This is a genomic window from Candidimonas nitroreducens (assembly GCF_002209565.1).
GTDB lineage: Bacteria > Pseudomonadota > Gammaproteobacteria > Burkholderiales > Burkholderiaceae_B > Candidimonas > Candidimonas nitroreducens.
Genome location: NZ_NJIH01000003.1, coordinates 388,513 through 407,302, shown reverse-complemented (window position 1 = coordinate 407,302; position 18,790 = coordinate 388,513). Strand labels below are relative to the sequence as shown.

Annotated in this window: 15 protein-coding genes; 10 read left to right on the top strand and 5 right to left on the bottom strand. The window is 66.7% G+C overall.

Translation table 11 applies throughout. The features are described from left to right. Position 1: 1 nt before the first annotated feature. On the bottom strand, positions 2 to 301 hold the full coding sequence (locus CEY11_RS05525; RefSeq protein WP_233154729.1) for a helix-turn-helix domain-containing protein: 300 nt from the start codon (positions 299 to 301) through the stop codon (positions 2 to 4). A 223-nt stretch (positions 302 to 524) separates the two neighbouring features. Here CEY11_RS05525 and CEY11_RS05520 point away from each other — a divergent pair, with 223 nt between their 5' ends. The 8 genes from CEY11_RS05520 (at position 525) to CEY11_RS05485 (ending at position 12,087) form a co-directional block, all read left to right on the top strand. Next, positions 525 to 1,703, top strand: coding sequence for an isovaleryl-CoA dehydrogenase (locus CEY11_RS05520; protein WP_088602353.1), 1,179 nt, complete (start codon positions 525 to 527; stop codon positions 1,701 to 1,703). A gap of 36 nt (positions 1,704 to 1,739) precedes the next feature. Then, positions 1,740 to 3,620, top strand: coding sequence for a bifunctional isocitrate dehydrogenase kinase/phosphatase (gene aceK, locus CEY11_RS05515; protein ID WP_088602352.1), 1,881 nt, complete (start codon positions 1,740 to 1,742; stop codon positions 3,618 to 3,620). Next, positions 3,613 to 4,794: an acetyl-CoA C-acetyltransferase gene (locus tag CEY11_RS05510; protein ID WP_088602351.1), complete on the top strand. Its 1,182-nt coding sequence runs from the start codon at positions 3,613 to 3,615 to the stop codon at positions 4,792 to 4,794. The genes aceK and CEY11_RS05510 overlap by 8 nt, the downstream gene beginning before the upstream one ends. A gap of 102 nt (positions 4,795 to 4,896) precedes the next feature. Then, a complete protein-coding gene (locus CEY11_RS05505; protein ID WP_088602350.1) occupies positions 4,897 to 6,504 on the top strand; it encodes a carboxyl transferase domain-containing protein in 1,608 nt (535 codons plus the stop codon). A 134-nt stretch (positions 6,505 to 6,638) separates the two neighbouring features. Next, on the top strand, positions 6,639 to 8,663 hold the full coding sequence (locus CEY11_RS05500) for an acetyl/propionyl/methylcrotonyl-CoA carboxylase subunit alpha (protein ID WP_088602349.1): 2,025 nt from the start codon (positions 6,639 to 6,641) through the stop codon (positions 8,661 to 8,663). A gap of 138 nt (positions 8,664 to 8,801) precedes the next feature. Further along, on the top strand, positions 8,802 to 9,203 hold the full coding sequence (locus CEY11_RS05495; protein WP_088602348.1) for a DUF2946 domain-containing protein: 402 nt from the start codon (positions 8,802 to 8,804) through the stop codon (positions 9,201 to 9,203). A gap of 191 nt (positions 9,204 to 9,394) precedes the next feature. Then, on the top strand, positions 9,395 to 9,937 hold the full coding sequence (locus CEY11_RS05490) for a YcnI family protein (RefSeq protein ID WP_088602347.1): 543 nt from the start codon (positions 9,395 to 9,397) through the stop codon (positions 9,935 to 9,937). A 47-nt stretch (positions 9,938 to 9,984) separates the two neighbouring features. After that, a complete protein-coding gene (locus tag CEY11_RS05485) occupies positions 9,985 to 12,087 on the top strand; it encodes a TonB-dependent receptor family protein (protein WP_088602346.1) in 2,103 nt (700 codons plus the stop codon). 165 nt (positions 12,088 to 12,252) lie between these two features. Here the strand turns inward: CEY11_RS05485 and CEY11_RS05480 are convergent, their stop codons facing one another. From CEY11_RS05480 to CEY11_RS05465, 4 genes are all read right to left on the bottom strand, one after another. Then, on the bottom strand, positions 12,253 to 13,395 hold the full coding sequence (locus CEY11_RS05480; RefSeq protein WP_233154728.1) for a DSD1 family PLP-dependent enzyme: 1,143 nt from the start codon (positions 13,393 to 13,395) through the stop codon (positions 12,253 to 12,255). A 38-nt stretch (positions 13,396 to 13,433) separates the two neighbouring features. Then, on the bottom strand, positions 13,434 to 14,228 hold the full coding sequence (locus CEY11_RS05475) for a crotonase/enoyl-CoA hydratase family protein (RefSeq protein WP_088602345.1): 795 nt from the start codon (positions 14,226 to 14,228) through the stop codon (positions 13,434 to 13,436). A 114-nt stretch (positions 14,229 to 14,342) separates the two neighbouring features. Continuing rightward, on the bottom strand, positions 14,343 to 15,374 hold the full coding sequence (locus CEY11_RS05470) for an acyl-CoA dehydrogenase (protein WP_088602344.1): 1,032 nt from the start codon (positions 15,372 to 15,374) through the stop codon (positions 14,343 to 14,345). A gap of 10 nt (positions 15,375 to 15,384) precedes the next feature. After that, positions 15,385 to 16,539, bottom strand: coding sequence for an acyl-CoA dehydrogenase family protein (locus tag CEY11_RS05465; protein ID WP_088602343.1), 1,155 nt, complete (start codon positions 16,537 to 16,539; stop codon positions 15,385 to 15,387). Positions 16,540 to 16,873: 334 nt separating this feature from the next. Between CEY11_RS05465 and CEY11_RS05460 the strand changes: the two genes are divergently transcribed. Further along, on the top strand, positions 16,874 to 17,335 hold the full coding sequence (locus CEY11_RS05460) for a DUF494 family protein (protein WP_088602342.1): 462 nt from the start codon (positions 16,874 to 16,876) through the stop codon (positions 17,333 to 17,335). A gap of 201 nt (positions 17,336 to 17,536) precedes the next feature. Then, entirely contained in the window at positions 17,537 to 18,640 is a 1,104-nt protein-coding gene (gene gluQRS, locus CEY11_RS05455) for a tRNA glutamyl-Q(34) synthetase GluQRS (protein WP_088602341.1), read from the top strand. Positions 18,641 to 18,790: the final 150 nt, after the last annotated feature.

Here is an 18,790-nt window from a genome sequence, read left to right as displayed (position 1 = left end):
CTCACTCCTCGTCCTGCGCGAAGCGCTCTGCGACTTCCTGCATGGTGGGCAGGCCGGCCTTGACGATTTGAATCGCCAGCCCCATTGCCCCAAGCACGGCCAGCAAGGATGAAACCGTGACATCTTCGCCGGACTCAAGGCGATAAATGACCTCGCGCACCTTGCCGGCGCGTTGGGCAAGCGCGGATTTGGAAAGCCCGGCGGCTTCCCGGTGGGCTTTCAATAGTGGAGCAAGCTCGCTGAGGACTCTAATTTTGTCAGTCATAGCTGACATTATTAGATTATCTTTGGTTTTTTGCAAGATATAACTTGCAGGCATCGGCAACGCCAAGCGGCACGCTTTTTTTGGGCCACCCTTCCCGCCGGCGGACAAAAAGCAAAAACCCGGGTTTCCCCTGCTATATTACGTTTACGTAAACGTAATATAAATACACTTTCCGGCAAGCTGTTGCCAAGGACGCCGCGCTTGCGCGCATAATGCCGAGATGCCGTCCTGGCGCCTACCCCGAATCATGGAGACCGACATGAATCTTCCCGGCCTGGATTTCGACCTAGGGCAAGACCTGGACATGCTGCGCGATGCGGTGCGCGAGTTCGCGCAGGCCGAGATCGCGCCGCGTGCCGCCGAGATCGACCGCAGCGACCAGTTTCCCATGGATCTGTGGCGCAAATTCGGCGAGCTGGGCCTGCTGGGCATGACGGTGGACGAGGCCTACGGCGGCACCCATATGGGCTACCTGGCGCACATGATCGCCATGGAAGAAATCTCGCGCGCCAGCGCTTCGGTGGCGCTGTCCTATGGCGCGCACTCCAATCTGTGCGTCAACCAGATCAACCGCAACGGCACCGAAGCACAGAAACGCAAGTATCTGCCCGGCCTGATCTCGGGCGAGCAAGTGGGGGCTTTGGCCATGAGCGAACCCGGCGCGGGCTCGGACGTGGTCAGCATGCGGCTGCGCGCCGACAAGAAGGGCGACCGCTACGTGCTCAATGGCAGCAAGATGTGGATCACCAACGGCCCCGACGCCGACACGCTGGTGGTCTATGCCAAGACCGACCCCGAAGCGCGGCAGCGCGGCATCACCGCCTTCATCGTCGAAAAGGGCTACAAGGGTTTTTCCATTGCGCAAAAGCTCGACAAACTGGGCATGCGCGGCAGCCACACCGGCGAGCTGGTGTTCCAGGACTGCGAAGTGCCCGAAGAAAATATTCTCGGCCAGCTCAATGGCGGCGTGAAGGTGCTCATGAGCGGCCTGGACTACGAACGCGCGGTGCTGGCCGGCGGCCCGCTGGGCATCATGCAGGCGGTCATGGACGTGGTGGTGCCGTACGTGCACGAGCGCAAGCAGTTCGGCCAGTCCATAGGCGAATTCCAGCTGATCCAGGGCAAGATGGCCGACCTGTACACCACCCTGCAGGCCTGCCGCGCCTTCTGCTATACCGTGGGCAAGAACCTGGACAGGCTCGGCGCCGGGCACGTGCGCACGGTGCGCAAGGACTGCGCCGCGGTCATTCTGTACTGCGCCGAGAAGGCTACGTGGATGGCGGGCGAAGGCATCCAGATCCTGGGGGGCAACGGCTACATCAACGAATACCCCACCGGCCGCCTGTGGCGCGACGCCAAGCTGTATGAAATCGGCGCGGGCACCAGCGAGATCCGGCGCATGCTGATCGGCCGCGAGCTGTTCAGCGAAACCGCCTGAGGCCGCACACAACACGCATAAAACCCAGAGTCGAGCATGAGCTTCATCGGCGACCACCAGCGCATCGAGCCCGTGGCGCGCGCCGCCCCGGCGCCGCAGCAGGTCGCGGCCATGCTGCTGGCCGGCTTCGACCGGCATTATTCGCTGTTCCGCTACAGCGCGCAGCGCGCCAAGACCTTGTTCGAGTCGGGCAACTGGCACGGCATCCAGCAACTGGCGCGCGAGCGCATCGAATACTACGACATCCGTGTGCAGGAATGCGCCACGGCGCTGCGCGCCGCGCTCAAGGGCAGCGACGCCAGCCCCGAAGGCGCCTCGGCCGGGCAGGGCCTGACGACGGCGCAGATGGATTTCTGGCAGGCCGTGAAGACGGAATTCATCGCGCTGCTGCTGGGGCATCGCCAGCCGGAATGCGCCGAAACCTTCTTCAACTCGGTGTCCTGCCGGGTCTTGCATCGCGACTATTTCCGCAATGATTTTCTGTTCGTGCGCCCGGCCGCATCCACGGAATACATAGACAGCGAGGTGCCGTCGTACCGGGTCTACTACCCCAAAGAGAAGGGCCTGCAGGCCTGCCTGATCGATATCGTGGCCGCCTTCGGCCTAGCCGCACCGTTCGCCGACCTGCCGGCCGACGCCCGCCTGCTGGCGCGCATGGCGGTGCATCAGCTGCGCCGGCGCCTGCCGCGCGACGGGGCGCGGCGCATCGCGCCCGACTGCCAGGTGCATGTGCTGAATTCTTTGTTCCTGCGCAACAAAGGCGCATACATCGTCGGACGGCTCATCAATCAAAGCGCCACGTATCCGTTTGCCATCGCGCTGCTGCGCACGCCTTCGGGCCACATCAGGCTCGACGCCCTGCTGCACGGCAGCGACGACCTGAGCACGCTGTTCAGCTTCACGCGCGCCTATTTCATGGTCGACATGGAGGCGCCGGCCGCCTATGTGCAGTTCCTGAACACGCTGATACCGCGCAAGGCCAAGGCCGAGCTCTACACCACCGTAGGCCTGCAAAAGCAGGGCAAGACGCTGTTCTACCGCGACTTCCTGCACCACTTGGCGCATTCACACGATGCCTTCGACGTGGCGCCCGGCATCCGCGGCATGGTCATGACCGTGTTCACCATGGCCTCGTACCCGTATGTGTTCAAGCTGATACGCGACCGCATCGGCAAAGACGGCATGGATCACGCCACGGTGCGCCGCAAGTACCAGCTGGTGAAGCTGCACGACCGCGTCGGCCGCATGGCCGACACCTGGGAATATTCGCAGGTGGCGCTGCCGCGCAGCCGCTGCTCGGAAGCGCTGCTGCAGGAGCTGCGCCGCGAAGTGCCCAGCCTGGTGGAAGAAAACGGCGACACCATCATCCTGCGCCACGTCTATATCGAACGGCGCATGACGCCGCTGAACATCCACCTGGCGCACGCCCCGCCGCCGGTGCTGGAGCAGGCCGTGGAGCAATACGGCAACGCCATCCGCGAGCTGGCGGCCGCCAACATTTTCCCCGGCGACATGCTGTTCAAGAATTTCGGCGTCACGCGCCTGGGCCGTATCGTGTTCTACGACTACGACGAAATCCAGCGCATGACGGAAATGAACTTCCGCGTGATTCCGCCCGCGCCCAATGAAGAAGCCGAAATGTCGGGCGAACCTTGGTATCCTGTACGCGTCAACGATGTGTTTCCGGAAGAGTTCGGCCATTTTCTTCTGGGCGATGCACGCGTGCGCGCCGCGTTCATGAAGCATCATGCCGAACTGCTCGAGGCCGGCTGGTGGCAAGCATGCCGCGAGCGGGCCGCGCAGGGGCGCATCGAAGATTTCTATCCCTACGATCAAACCCGCAGACTACGCCGGCCAGCGATGAACACCCCAAGCGCAGCCGGTGCCCTTTCCACTCAAGGAGTCAATCATGTCTGATCCAATCGTTGTCGTTTCTGTAGCACGCACGCCCATGGGCGGCATGATGGGCGCCCTGTCGGGGCTGGCCGGGCACCAGCTCGGATCCGTGGCCATCAAGGCCGCCGTCGAACGCGCCGGCATCAAGCCCGAGGCCGTCGAGGAAGTGATCATGGGCAACGTGCTGCAGGCCGGTCAGGGCCAGGCGCCGGCGCGCCAGGCCGCGCTGGGCGCCGGCCTGCCCAAGAGCGCTGCGTGCACCACCGTGCACAAGGTGTGCGGCTCGGGCATGAAGGCCGCGATGCTGGGCCACGACTTGCTGCTGGCGGGCAGCGCGGATGTCATCGTGGCCGGCGGCCAGGAAAGCATGAGCAACGCGCCCTACCTGCTGCTGCGCGGCCGCCAGGGCTACCGCTACGGCCATTCCACCGTCTACGACCACATGGCGCTGGACGGCCTGGAAGACGCCTACCAGCGCGGCACTGCCATGGGCGTATTCGCCGAAGACTGCGCATCCAAATACACCTTCACGCGCGAACAGCAGGACGCCTTCTCGCTGGAATCGCTGCGCCGCGCCCGCGCCGCCACGGAAGATGGCAGCTTCAAGTGGGAAATCGCGCCGGTCACCATCGCCGGCCGCAAGGGCGACACGGTGGTCGACACCGACGAGGCGCCGATGCGCGCCATGCCCGATAAGATCCCCACGCTCAAGCCGGCCTTCAAGAAAGACGGCACTGTCACCGCGGCCAATTCCTCGTCGATTTCCGACGGCGCGGCCGCACTGGTGCTGATGCGCGCTTCCACCGCCGAGAAGCTCGGCGCCAAGCCCCTGGCGCGCGTCGTCGCCCACACCCAGCATTCGCAAGAGCCGCAGTGGTTCACCACCGCACCGGTGGGCGCCATGCAAAAGCTGTTCACCAAGACCGGCTGGTCGGTGGGCGAGGTCGATCTGTACGAGATCAACGAAGCCTTTGCGGTGGTCACCATGGCAGCCATGAAAGAACTGAATCTGCCGCACGAAAAAGTGAACATCCACGGCGGCGCCACCGCCCTGGGCCACCCCATCGGCGCCTCGGGCGCACGCCTGCTGGTCACCCTGATCGGCGGCCTGCGCAAGACCGGCGGCAAGCGCGGCATGGCCTCGCTGTGCATAGGCGGCGGCGAAGCCGTGGCCATGGCCGTCGAAATGCTGTAGCGCCATATCGCTGCAACGCTGTACCGCCGTAACGGCGGCCGGCGCGGCGCACACACCCGTGCGCCGTGCCGGCTGTTTACGCCCCCAGCTTCAGGAATCGCAATGCCCATCATCGAATCCCGTATCAATCCGCGCTCGCAGGCCTTCATCGACAATGCCGCCGTCATGCAGGAACAGATCGACGACCTGCAAAAGCAGCTGGAACATACCGCGCAGGGCGGCAGCGCCTCGGCGCGCGCCAAGCATGTGGCGCGCGGCAAGCTGCTGCCGCGCGAACGCGTGGAACGATTGCTCGACCCGGGTACGCCATTCCTGGAACTGTCGCCGCTGGCGGCGCACGACGTCTACGACAACGCCGCGCCGGGCGCGGGCCTGATCACCGGTGTCGGGCGCGTGCACGGCACGGAATGCGTCATCGTCTGCAACGACGCCACGGTCAAGGGCGGCACCTATTACCCGCTGACCGTCAAAAAGCATTTGCGGGCGCAAGAAATCGCCCAGCAGAACCACCTGCCCTGCGTCTACCTGGTGGACTCGGGCGGCGCCAACCTGCCCAACCAGGACGAGGTCTTTCCCGACCGCGAGCACTTCGGGCGCATCTTCTACAACCAGGCGGTCATGTCCTCGCAAGGCATTGCGCAGATCGCCGTGGTAATGGGTTCGTGCACGGCCGGCGGCGCGTACGTGCCGGCCATGAGCGACGAGTCCATCATCGTCAAGAACCAGGGCACCATCTTCCTGGGCGGCCCGCCGCTGGTCAAGGCGGCCACGGGCGAGGAAGTCAGTGCCGAAGACCTGGGCGGCGGCGACGTGCATACGCGGCTTTCGGGTGTGGCCGACCATCTGGCCAACAACGACATGCATGCGCTGTACCTGGCGCGCGAGGCCGTCGGCCGGCTGAACCTGCACAAGCCCGTGCAGCTGCACCGCAAGCCCTACAGCGAACCGCTGTACAGCCCCGAAGAACTCAACGGCATCGTCCCCAAAGACACGCGCAAACCCTATGACGTGCGCGAAGTCATCGCACGCATCGTCGACGGCTCCGAACTGGATGAATTCAAGGCGCGCTACGGCACCACGCTGGTCACGGGCTTTGCCCACATCCACGGCATGCCGGTGGGCATCATCGCCAACAATGGCATCCTGTTTTCCGAAGCGGCGCAGAAAGGCACCCATTTCATCGAGCTGTGCTGCCAGCGCAAGATACCACTGGTGTTCCTGCAGAACATCACCGGCTTCATGGTCGGCCGCAAGTACGAAAACGAAGGCATCGCGCGCCACGGCGCCAAGATGGTCACCGCCGTATCCACCGCCGCGGTGCCCAAGTTCACGGTGCTGATCGGCGGCTCGTTCGGCGCCGGCAACTACGGCATGTGCGGCCGTGCCTTCGGGCCGCGGCTGCTGTTCCTGTGGCCCAACGCGCGCATCTCGGTAATGGGCGGCGAACAGGCCGCCAGCGTGCTGGCCACCGTCAAGCGCGACGGCATCCAGGCCAAGGGCGGCGCCTGGAGCACCGCGGAGGAAGAAGCCTTCAAGGCGCCGATCCGGGCCCAGTACGAAAAAGAAGGCCATCCCTACTATTCCACGGCGCGCCTGTGGGACGACGGCATCATCCGCCCAGCCGACACGCGCCGGGTGCTGGCGCTGGGCCTGTCGGCCGCGCTCAACGCCCCCATCGAGGACACGCGTTTCGGCGTGTTCAGAATGTGACGGCCATCCCGCAACAAAGGCGCAAGCGGCACGGCCACCAGGCCAGCCGCAACCAGCGCGCCGCCGCTCTGCCCTGCCCCGCGGCGTGCCGGGCCACGGCCGCATGCCATCCGGCTACCCCCTAGGAGTCCAACGTGTTCGATACCCTGCTGATTGCCAACCGCGGCGAGATCGCCTGCCGAGTCGCCGCCACCGCGCGCCGCATGGGGCTGCGCACCGTAGCCGTATATTCCGACGCGGACGCCGACGCACGGCACGTGGCCGCCTGCGACACGGCGGTGCGCATCGGCGGCCCGGAACCGCGCGCCAGCTATCTGCGCGCCGAGGCCATCGTCGAGGCCGCGCGCCAGACCGGCGCCCAGGCGGTGCATCCGGGCTACGGATTCTTGTCCGAGAACGAGGCCTTCGCCGAGGCCTGCGCACAGGCCGGCATCGTCTTCGTCGGGCCACCCACCGGCGCCATCGCCGCAATGGGCAGCAAATCCGCCGCCAAGACGCTGATGGGAAAAGCCAGCGTGCCGCTGGTGCCGGGCTACCACGGGGACAACCAGGATCCGGCGTTCCTGCAGGAGCAGGCCGACGCCATGGGCTACCCGGTACTGATCAAGGCCAGTGCCGGCGGCGGCGGCAAGGGCATGCGGGTGGTGACCGACAGCGCCGCCTTCGGCGAGGCGCTGGCCTCTTGCAAACGCGAATCGGCCAGCAGCTTCGGCGACGACAAGGTACTGATCGAACGCTATCTGCAAAAGCCGCGCCACATCGAGATCCAGGTCTTTGCCGACACCCACGGCAATTGCGTGTACCTGTTCGAGCGCGACTGCTCGGTGCAGCGCCGCCACCAGAAGGTCATCGAAGAGGCGCCGGCCCCCGGCATGAGCCCCGAGCGGCGCCGCGCCATGGGCGAGGCCGCCGTAGCCGCGGCGCGCGCCGTAGGCTACGTGGGCGCGGGCACGGTGGAATTCATCGTCGAACCCGACGGCCGCTTCTATTTCATGGAAATGAATACGCGCCTGCAGGTGGAACACCCGGTCACCGAAATGATCACCGGACACGACCTGGTGGAGTGGCAGCTGCGCGTGGCCGCCGGCGAGCCGCTGCCGGTAACGCAGGAACAGCTGCAGATCCATGGCCACGCCATCGAGGCGCGCATCTACGCCGAAAACCCCGACAAGGGCTTCCTGCCGTCGGTTGGCACGCTTACCGCCCTGAACTTCCCCACCCACGCGGCTTTCCGCAACGGCGACGTACGGGTGGACGGAGGCGTGGCCGCCGGCGACACGATCAGCCCTTACTACGACCCCATGATCGCCAAGCTCATCGTGCACGGCGCCGACCGCGACCAGGCGCTGGCGCGCATGATCCAGGCCCTGGGCGCCACCCAGTGCGTGGGCGTGACCACCAATATCGCCTTCCTGCGCCGCCTGGCGGGCGACGCGGCCTTTGCCGCCGCGGATCTGGACACCGGCCTGATAGAACGCCGCCACGACAGCCTGCTGCCGCCGCCTGCCGCCGCGCCGCAAGCGGCGCTGGCCCTGGCCGCCGCAGCGGTGCTGGCCGCGCAGGGGCTGGAATCCTCGTCGCCGCGGCACCGCGTGGTGCATGCCGACCCCTGGGCACAGGCCGACGGCTGGCGCCTGGGCGGCGCCTACCGCCAGCAGGTGCAGCTGCTCGACGCCGGCACCACGCGCAACGTGAACCTGGTGCACAACCAAGGCCAGTGGCACTTGGCTTGCGATGACGGCGGCGCCGAGCACGCGCTGCAATGGCGGCTGCAGGGGCCGGCGGCCAGCGGCCAATACCGGCTCGACCTGCAGCTGGACGAGCGCAGGCTGCACGGCACGGTCATCGTGCGCGGCGAACAGCTGCAAGTGTATGTCGACGGCAACGCCCATGCGCTGCAACTGCACGACCCCCTCAGGCACGCGCAAGACGAAGGCGCCGAACAACTGGGCGGCCTGACGGCGCCCATGCCGGGCAAGATCATCGCCATCAACGTGAAACAGGGCGACGCGGTCAAGGCGGGCGACGCGCTGCTGGTGATGGAGGCCATGAAGATGGAGCACACCATCCACGCGCCGGGCGACGGCACGGTGCAGGAACTGTTCTACGCCGTAGGGGATCAAGTGGCCGACGGCGCCGAGTTGATTGCGCTGGAGTAAGACGCGGGGCGGCAAGCGTAACGCGGCAGCAACAGCTGGCCGCAGCCGGCCACGCGAGGCGCGTTCTGGTAATGCATTGTGCTCCGCCGCCGGCACGCCTAGAATAGCGGGCTATCAACAGGGGAACTCCACTCGTTCATGTCCGCAAGGTCTTTGCACGCGCATCGTAAGCTCACCGCATGGCTGGGGCTGCTGGCCATCTGGCTGGGCGTGCTCATGCCGATTGCGTCGCAGAGCCTGCAAAGGCATCACGACAGCGAGCTGAGCCTGACGTATTGCGTGGCCGACGGCGATCGGCACGTGCAGGTTCCCGCCACCGACACCCACAACACCGGCAGCCATCATGCCGCGCATGACTGGCAGGCTTGCGGTTATTGCGGCCTGCTGGCCCAGCACATGCCGGTGCCGCACGTGGCGGCGCTGGCGATAGACGCCGACGCGCCCCACCGTCCGTCTGCCGCGGCCACCTACGTGGCCGTCTATCTGCGCCCGGCCCATACGCCGGCCGCGCCCCGCGCTCCGCCCTCGCGGCTTTCCTGACGCTACGCCCACGCTCTGCGCAGCGGGCCGCCCCGGCCCGCTGCGCGGCTTGTCGCCTCCGGCGACACCGGCCGCGCCACGTCCCACACCACGCATAGTCCGCCCACCCGGCCAGCGCTTTCCGCAGCGCAGCCGCGGCGGCCGCGCGTGCACATCGGGCGATCCGGCGCGCCACGTATGGAATTCCTGTCATGCATCACGATACTCGGCGCCGCAACGCGCGCGCACTGTTTTGTTCCGCCGCAGCGGCCGGGCTGGCCCTGGCCTGGCCGGCACATGCCCACATCACGCTTCATCCCGACACGGCGCCCGCCGGCACTTATTTCCAAACCGCATTCATGGTGCCGCACGGTTGCGCCGGCTCGCCGACAGTCGCGCTGCGCGCCACGATCCCCGCCGGCGTGACGTCGGTGAAGCCGCAAATGAAGCCGGGCTGGAAAGTCTCGCTGACGTACCGCCGGATCGACCCGCCGATCAAGAACGAAGCGGGGACGACGATCGACCGCGTCGTGGCTACGGTGCAATGGCGCGGAGGTCCGCTGCCCGACGATCTCTACGATTCGTTCGGCCTGGTCATGAAACTTCCCGCTGAGGCGGGCAAGACCCTTTATTTCCCGGTCGAGCAAACCTGCAAAGACGGCCGGCGCGCATGGATCCACATTCCCGCTGAAGGGCAGGCGTGGCACGCGGTACCCGAACCGGCGCCCTATATACGCCTGCAGCCCGCGCATTGAGGCACGGCCCGATGCCGCTCTCTTCATTCAGGAACAAGGAACCAGTCATGTCGAAAACCTTTTTATGCCGCGGCACGCTTGCATGGGCAGCCGCGCTCTTTACCATATCGGCCGGCGCGCAAACGGCGGCGCCCGGCCCGGACGGCGCCCGTACGCTGCCGGAAATCGTCGTCCAGGGCAGCGCGAGCCCTTCCCTGACTTCGCAGTCGGTCACCCGGCAGAAGCAGGCGCTCGACCAGACCGTGGGCTCGGTCGGCTTCGTCGACAGCGAGTCATACGCCGACACTTATGCCTTTACGCTGCGCGATGTGCTGAAGGACGTCCCCGGGGTCTTCGTGGAAAGCCGCTACGGACAGGAACTGCGCCTGTCCATCCGGGGTTCGGGCATCGCCCGCGCCTATCACACGCGCGGCCTGGAGATCCTGCAGGACGGCGTGCCGACCAACCAGGCCGACGGCAGCGGCGACTACTATCAGATCGACCCGCTCGCGCTGCAGTCGGCCGAGGTGTACAAAGGCGGCAACGGACTGGCCTACGGTTCGTCGACCCTGGGCGGCGCCGTCAATTTCCTGACCCCCACGGCCTATACGGCGATCGCGCCGAATATCCTGCGCCTGGAAGGCGGCAGCTACGGCACCCTGCGCGGCAGCGCCCAGTTCTCGCGCGTCATCGGCCCGCTGGACTTCATCGGCACCTTCAGCACCAACCATACGGACGGCTACCGGCAGCACTCGCAGGGCCAGTACCAGCAATTCAATGCCAACATCGGCTACCGGTTCAGCCCCGACGTAGAAACGCGCTTCTACCTGGGCGCGTACGTGGTGGATCAGGAATTGCCCGGCACCCTGTCGCTGTCGGACGCCCTGGACAACCCGACCAAGGCCCAGGCCAGCGCGCTTGCCGGCGACCAGGCGCGCAATACGCGCACCGAGCGCATAGCCAACCGCACGACAGTGCGGCTGGCCAACGGACGCCTGGACTTCGATACCTGGGCGATCCACAAGAACCTGTATCACCCGATCTTTCAGGTGCTGGAGCAGGACGGCTGGACTTATGGCTTCGCGCCGCGCTACACGAGCACGTTCAAGCTGGGCGGCATGCGCAATGACCTGACGCTAGGGGCGCGCTTTTTCGGCGGCAACACGCGGGCGCGCCAGTACCTGAATGTGTCGGGCAATGCCGGGGCCCAGACGCTCGATTCGACGCAGAATGCCTACAACTACGAGGCCTATTTCGAGAACCACCTGTTCTTCCTGCCGACGGTCGCGCTGATGACGGGCGCCAAGGCGCTGCGCGACGTGCGCCAGTACATCGACCACGGCGGCCTGGCCTCCGACCCGGCCTATAAATCGGCCAGCCAGACGTATAGCGGCGTCAACCCCAAGCTCGGGCTGCTCTGGCAGCCCAGCCGCGACGTCCAGGCGTTCATCGACGTGACCCGCAGCCAGGACGTGCCGGACTTCAGCGACCTGAACCAGACTTTCTCGAACACCACGCGCTTCGTGCCGCTGCAGGCGCAGCACGCGTGGACGCTGGAAGCCGGTACGCGCGGCCGCCGCGGGCGCTTCGCCTGGGACTTGACCGCCTACCGTTCCATGGTGCGCGACCAGTTGCTGCAATACACCACCAGCCCGGACATTCCCGCCTCGACCTTCAATGCCGGCAAGACGATACTGCAGGGCATAGAAGCCGCCGCATCGGTGGATCTGTGGCGCAATGTCGCGGGCCCCGGCGCGGGCGACAAGATCACCCTGTCGGCGCTGTGGAACCTGAGCGACTTCCGCTTCCAGGACGATCCGCAATACGGCAACAACCGCATTGCCGGCGTTCCGGTGAACCTACTGCGCGCCTCGCTGGGCTATGCGCGCCCCGATGGTTTCCACATTGCGGCGAAGGTCGACTGGGTGCCCGCCGGCGCCTGGGCCGACGACGCCAACACCTTGCGCGTGCCGGGCTACACGCTGCTCGGGCTCGAGGCCGGCATCGACCTGCGCAACGGCGTATCGCTGTATATCGATGCGCGCAATCTGACCGACAAGCGCTACGTCAGCGACATCAGCACCGTCGCCGATGCGCGCAGCGCAAGCACGCAGATTTTCTATCCGGGCGAGGGCCGCAGCATTTTTGCCGGTGTCCGCTATGCCTTCTGACGCCTGGTGCCGTGTCTCAGAAATTCGCACCCAAGAAACCGCGTCTTCGCGTGCAGGGCAGCATTGCAAGCCTTGCAGGCCGCGCCGGGCCAGAGGCCCTGCCTCGCGACAGTTACGGCTATCGCTGCGGTTTGTGCCTTGAGGCCCACCCGGGCCTTGTGCCGCTCAGCGGCTCAGGCCGCGGGCGGAGATGCTCCAGATGGCCTCGACCCGATCGCCGCGCATGGCGACGAGGCTGTCGTGCAGGTTGAAGGTGGGGTCGCAATGGCCGGGTATCAGGCGCAGCTTGGCGCCCAGGGAGGGGCGGTCGCGCGCGTGGTCGGCCTTGAGGATGAGGTGTTCGTCATTGATGGCGACGCAGTGCAGGCCCTTGCCCGCCACCGCGCGCGGCAGGCCGCTTTCCGCGCTGGTGGACTTCAGGCCGACGTCGACGATGGCCCGCTCGGGCGTGGGCGTGCTCATGACCGTGCCCAGCAGGAACAGGCTGTGCCGCAGCAATAAGGCATCGCCCCAGTCGAGCCGGGCGTAGTCCGCATCCATGAAGGGGTAGGAACCCGCCTGGATTTCGGTATAGACCTGGCCGGCCGCGTCGAACAGCGCGCTGCCGGTGCCGCCGCCGCTGACCCGCGGGCAGGGCATGCCCGCTTGCTGGAAGGCGCGCAAATAGCGGCGCACCTGGCGCGCGGCTTTTTCGGCGCCGCGGCGCCGCTGGCCGATGGAGCGCTTGTGCTGCAGGCCGCCGTGGTAGGCCTGCAGGCCCAGGAATTCAAGATTCGGCAGGCCGGCCAGCGTACGGGCCAGCGCCACGGCTTCGTCGGGCCGCTGCACGCCGCAGCGCTTCTGGCCGACATCGATTTCCACCAGCACGCCGGCAGTGGCGCCGGTCTGCGCCAGCGCAGCCGACAGGGCCTGGGCGGCGCTGGGGTGGTCGACGCACACGCTGATGCGGGCGCTGCCGGCCAGGCGCGCCAGCAGCGCCAGCTTGGGCGCGCCCACGACTTCGTTGCTGATGTGGATGTCGCGCACCCCGGCCGCCACGAAAGGCAGCGCCTCGGTGACCTTCTGGCAGCATATGCCCTGGGCGCCCAGGGCGATCTGGCGCAGCGCGATGTCGGGACACTTGTGGGCCTTGGCATGCGGGCGCAGCGCCACGCCGTGGCGCTCGGCCAGCGCCTGCATCATGCGCAGATTGTCTTCGAAGGCATCCAGGTCGAGGATGAGGCTGGGCGTGTCGACATCGGCCAGCGTGTCGCCTACGCGGGCCGCGGCCGGCGCCGCCATGTGTTCCACGGGATTGAGCATCTGCATGGGCCACCCTCCTTGGCGCCATTTTACAGGCAGCCCGCCTATTTCTTGCGCGCCGCGCGCCGCTCTAGGAAGTCTTGCACCGCACGGGCGTGCTCGTCGGACTTGTGGGCCAGGGCCTGGAAGGCGGCAGCCATTTCCAGCACGGTGTCCAGGCGGCCCAACTGGCCTTCGCGCAGCAAGCGCTTGCTCATGCGCAGCGCGTCGGCCGGGTTGGCGGTGATGCGATGCGCCAGGCCGTAGGCCTCGTCCATCAAGGCAGCGGCCGGCACCACGCGCGAGACCAGGCCCCATTCCAGCGCCTGGCTGGCGCTGACGGCATCGCCCGTAAATGTCATTTCGGCCGCGCGCGACATGCCGATCAGGCGCGGCAGGTACCAGCTGCCGCCGTCGCCGGCAATCAGGCCCAGCTTGACGAAGCTTTCGGCAAACAAGGCCTGTTCCGAGGCGATGCGTATGTCGCACATGCAGGCCAGGTCGCAGCCCGCGCCGATCGCCGGCCCGTTCACCGCGGCGATGGTGGGCACTTCCAGCGCCTGCAGCGCCAGCGGCAGCCGCTGGATGCCCTGGCGGTATTCGTGCCGCAGCGCCGAGGGCGTGTATTCCGGCCGCGTCTGGCGGCCCATCTCGGCGATATTCCCGCCCGACGAAAACGCCTTGCCGCTGCCGGTAATAATGACGGCGCCCACGCCGTGATCGGCCTGGATGCGCTCGAAGGCCGCCAGGAACTCGTCCACGATCGCGCTGCCGGTCAAGGCATTGCGCGTGGCGTCGTCATTCATGGTCAGGGTAACGACGCCGCGGTCGTCCCGGTCGAAATTCAGTAATGGTTTCATGGTTTTCCTAGTCAGCGGTAATGCGGCGATGCCAGAAGGCGCCGGGACAGGCGCCGCCACCGATCGGCGCGCCGATGGCCATGCGCAGCCGTTCAATCATAGACGTACCAGCCGTCACTCGGTCACCGTGAACAGGGACTGCCGGATATAGTCCAAGGCGGAGCAATCGGCAGCCAGCGCATCGGCGCCGATGATGCCGGCCCAGTAGGTCTCGGCGCCGGCGGCGCGGCGCCATTCGCGCAGCCGGCGCGTGTAGCGCTGCAAGGCGTATTCCTGCGTAATACCGATGGCGCCGTGCACGGCGTGGGCAATGTCGGCCACGACGGGCGCCGCGGTGCTGGTACGGGCCTTGCCCAGCGCCGCCAGCAGCGGCCGCGGCAGCGCGCCATCGCTTTGAAAAGCCAGTTGGGCCGCCATGCGCGCATCCCAAACATATTCCGCCATGACGCTGAGCTGCTGCTGGACGGCCTGGAAGCGGCCTATGGGCTTGCCGAACTGGACGCGCTGGCCGGCGTATTCGGTAGTCAACGCCAACACACGTTCCATGGCGCCCGCCATCAGCGCCGAGCAAGCGGCGGCCAGCATGGCCGCCAGGCTGGTTTTATCCGAACCCGAATTCGCTGCCTGCTTCGGGCAGGAAAAATCAATGCCTGCGCCCGCCGGCCAGCGCAGATCGGCGTCCTGGTTGCCATGGCCTTCGGTGCGAGTACGAACGGCGGCCTGCGCGGACAGCAGCAAAATGTCTTCGCCCGTATCGGCAAGCACCCATTGCGCGCCCAGCGCGCCGGGAACCGCCCGGGCCGTTATCCGCTGCTTGTCTACGTCCACGCCGAAAGCGGCCAGTGCAATCGGGCCGCTGGGCGCGGTATGCCCGGCGGCGTCGAGCCATGCGCGCGCCAGCAGCGTCTGCACCAGCGGCACGCCTATGCCGCACGCGCCCGACGCCAGGGCCAGGGGCAGAATGTCGGGCAGGCGCAGGCCCGCGCCGCCCGACGATTCGGGCACCAAGGCATCGAGAAAGCCCGAGTCTTCTATAGCCTGCCATGCGTGGCCGGGCGGCTCGCCGCGTTCGGCGGCGTCCAGGACTTCCGGGGAAAATGTCTCGGCCAGCAAGCGCCGTGCGGCATCGCCGAAGAGTGAATCCATTACATGCCCCTTATCTCAGTCCGAGGCCGCGGGCAATGATGCCGCGCAGGATTTCCCGCGTTCCGCCGCGCAGCGAAAACGAGGGGCCCATTTGTTCGAGGTAGGCCAGTGTACGCAACAGCTCCGGCGGCACGGGCCGATCGGGACAGCGGCCCAGCGCCTGGGCTATGAGGTCGGGAATACGCTGCTCCAGTTCGGTACCCATGTCCTTGACCAGAGCCGCCTCCAGCGCGGGGCTCTGGCCCTCGGCCAGCTTGCGGGCGATGGCCAGCGACATGGCGCGCAAGCTGGCCAAATGCGCCAGGATCATGCCCAGGCTGCTGCGGGTGGCGTCGTCGTCCATGCTGGTTTGCCGGCAATAGTCCAGCCAGCACTGCACCAGCGCCATGCTCGAATACAGGCGTTCCGGCCCGCTGCGTTCGAAGGCAAGCTCGGCATTCACCTGCTGCCAGCCATTGCCCTCTTGCCCGATGAGCGCGTCCGCGCCCAGTTCCACGTTATCGAAGAAGACTTCGGAAAAATGCGCGTCGCCGGCCAGGTCGGTGATGGGGCGTATCGATACCCCGGGCAGGGACAGATCGACGATCAGCTGCGACAGGCCCTGGTGCCGGTCGGCGGCCGTGCCGCTGGTGCGCACCAGCGCGATCATGTAGTGCGAGCGATGCGCGTTCGTCGTCCATATCTTGCTGCCATTCAACAGCCAGCCGCCCGGTTCGCGCGGCTGCGCGTTGCTGCGGATGCTGGCCAGATCCGAGCCCGAGTTCGGTTCGCTCATGCCGATGCAGAAAAAGGCCTCGGCCCGGCATATGCGCGGCAGGTAGAAGCGGCGCTGGCTCTCGCTACCGTACTTCAGGATCAGCGGCGCGCTCTGGCGGTCGGCGATCCAGTGGGCCGAAACCGGCGCGCCCGCGGCAAGCAGCTCTTCCGACAATACGAAGCGGGCGAACTGGCTGCGCCCGGCACCGCCATATTCGGTGGGCAGCGTCATGCCCAGCCAGCCGTGGCCGGCCAGCGCCCGGCTGAATTGCGCGTCGTAGCCCAGCCAGGAGCGGGCCCGCCGGTCGGCCGGCAAATCGCGCAGCCTCTCGGCCAGGAAGGCCCGTATTTCATGCCTGAGCCGCTCGTCTTCGGCGGGAATGGCTGCAAGTTCCAGCGTTTCGATCATGTGCAGTGGCTTCGCTTCCGTCTTGTATGTTGTATGGCACCGGCCGGGAAAGGCCGCCGGCATTACGGCGATTGATTTTCCACAACTATCGGTCTTCAGACCGCGATTTGTCTAATATTTTTTCCGGCGCCCCCGCTATGCCTGCCGTGTCCGCGGCGGCAGCCCGGCCGCTTTTCCGGGGCACGCGGCACGGCCATGATGCCGCCACCCAACACCATCCGGCACGGCCGCCCGAGGCGGGTTGCCCGCACCGGCAAATCAGCGTACAGTCACCGTGACTTGCCCGGTTAACCCTTGACACATCGAAACTTCTAAGGGGCAACCCGAATCGCCTATGTTCGATATATTGGTTTACTTATTCGAAAATTATTACACTCCGCAGGCATGCCCTGAAGCCGACGTGCTGGCGCACAAGCTGGCCGCCGCGGGCTTTGAACACGACGACATCGACGAGGCACTCAACTGGCTGTACGGCCTGGCCCAGACCACCGAGCAATGCGTACAGTTCGCGCAGCATCCGCAGGACGACAGCCGGCGCATCTTCACCGATCACGAATACCGCAGCCTGGGCACCGAAGCCATAGGCTTCATCAGCTTCCTGGAAAATTCCGGCGTACTGCCGGGCGTGCTGCGCGAAATCGTCATCGACCGGGCCCAGGCCACCAACGAATCGCCGATCTCGCTGCAGAAAATCAAGATCATCGCCCTGATGGTGCTCTGGAGCCAGGAAGCGGAAATCGAGCACCTGGTGCTCGAAGAGCTGCTTACCGACGACCACAGCCGGCCGTCGCACTAGCCTGCCGCGCCGGCGCATACGCCAGCGGGATATCGCCCATTGCCGCGCCGGAATAGCGGCGCGCCGCAACGCGCCATATATCCGCCTCAGCGTGTGCGTACCCGCACATATCGCAGGTATATATATTAGTGCGCTGCGGCGGCCGCGGACACTGCCGGCTGCAACCGTGCCCGACGCCCCGCGACGCCCTCGTCACCGTCCATGACCTTATCCGCCAATGCCTCCCGGGCCGGCTATGTCGGCCGCTACGCTCCCAGCCCCAGCGGCCCGCTGCACGCGGGCTCGCTGGCCGCGGCGCTGGCCAGCTATCTGGACGCCAGAGCCCATGGCGGGCGTTGGCTGCTGCGCATCGAGGACATCGACACGCCGCGCAGCGTGGCCGGGGCGGATCGGGTCATCATGCAGCAGCTGCAGGCCCTGGGCATGCACTGGGACGGGCCGGTCGTCCGGCAGTCGCAGCGCCACGCGCTGTACCAGCACGCCTACGACCGCCTGGCCGCGCAAGGCCTGGTCTACGGCTGCGCCTGCACGCGCAGGGAAATCGAGGAAGCCATACGGCAGGCGCGGCTTGCCGAGCGGCAGTTCCCGGAGCAGCGGCTCCCGGAGTGGCGACTCCCGGAGCTACAACACGCGCCTGCGCGTGGGCAAGAAAGCGCCGACTGGCCGGCGCAGGCCACGGAAGCCCGAAAGGCCAGACTCGCACAGGTGTCAGGCCGGGCGCATCCGGGGAAGGCCCGGCCGGGCCTCGCCCAGTCGATGCCGGCCGCCCCCGAGCAGTCCTATTCCGAAAGGCCGTATCCGGGCACCTGCCGCAACGGCCTGCCGGCGGGACGTACGGCCCGCGCCTGGCGCTACAGGGTGCCGGCGGGCCTGGAACGCTTCGACGACCGCTGGCTGGGCCCACAGTGCCAGGACGTACGGCACGAAGTGGGCGACTTCGTGCTGCGGCGCGCCGACGGCCTGTGGGCCTACCAGCTGGCGGTGGTGGTGGACGACGGTGAGCAGCAGGTCAGCGACATCGTGCGCGGCGCGGATCTGCTGGGCTCCACCGCGCGCCAGCGCATGCTGGCGCGCAGCCTGGGGCTGAGCCCGCCATCGGTAATGCACGTGCCGCTGGTCTGCGACGCGCAGGGGCGCAAGCTGTCGAAGCAGAACCATGCCGCGGCCCTGGATTGCAGCCGCCCCCTGGAAATGCTGGAAGCCGCCTGGCGGCACCTGCGCTTCGCGCCGCTGGCGGCAAATGGGTTGGACGATTTCTGGCAGCGCGCCCAGACGCAGTGGGCGGCCCGCTACGGGCCGCATTAGGGCTTGCACACACTAGATAGAGCATTTCAGTTCAGGTATTTACATGCTTCGAAGCATTGCATTAATGTGAAAGAAGCCTCTTTCATCCTCGGGGGTGGCCGCAACTGCCATCCTCGTTAGGCAAGCGCCACGAAAACCCGGTAAACACTT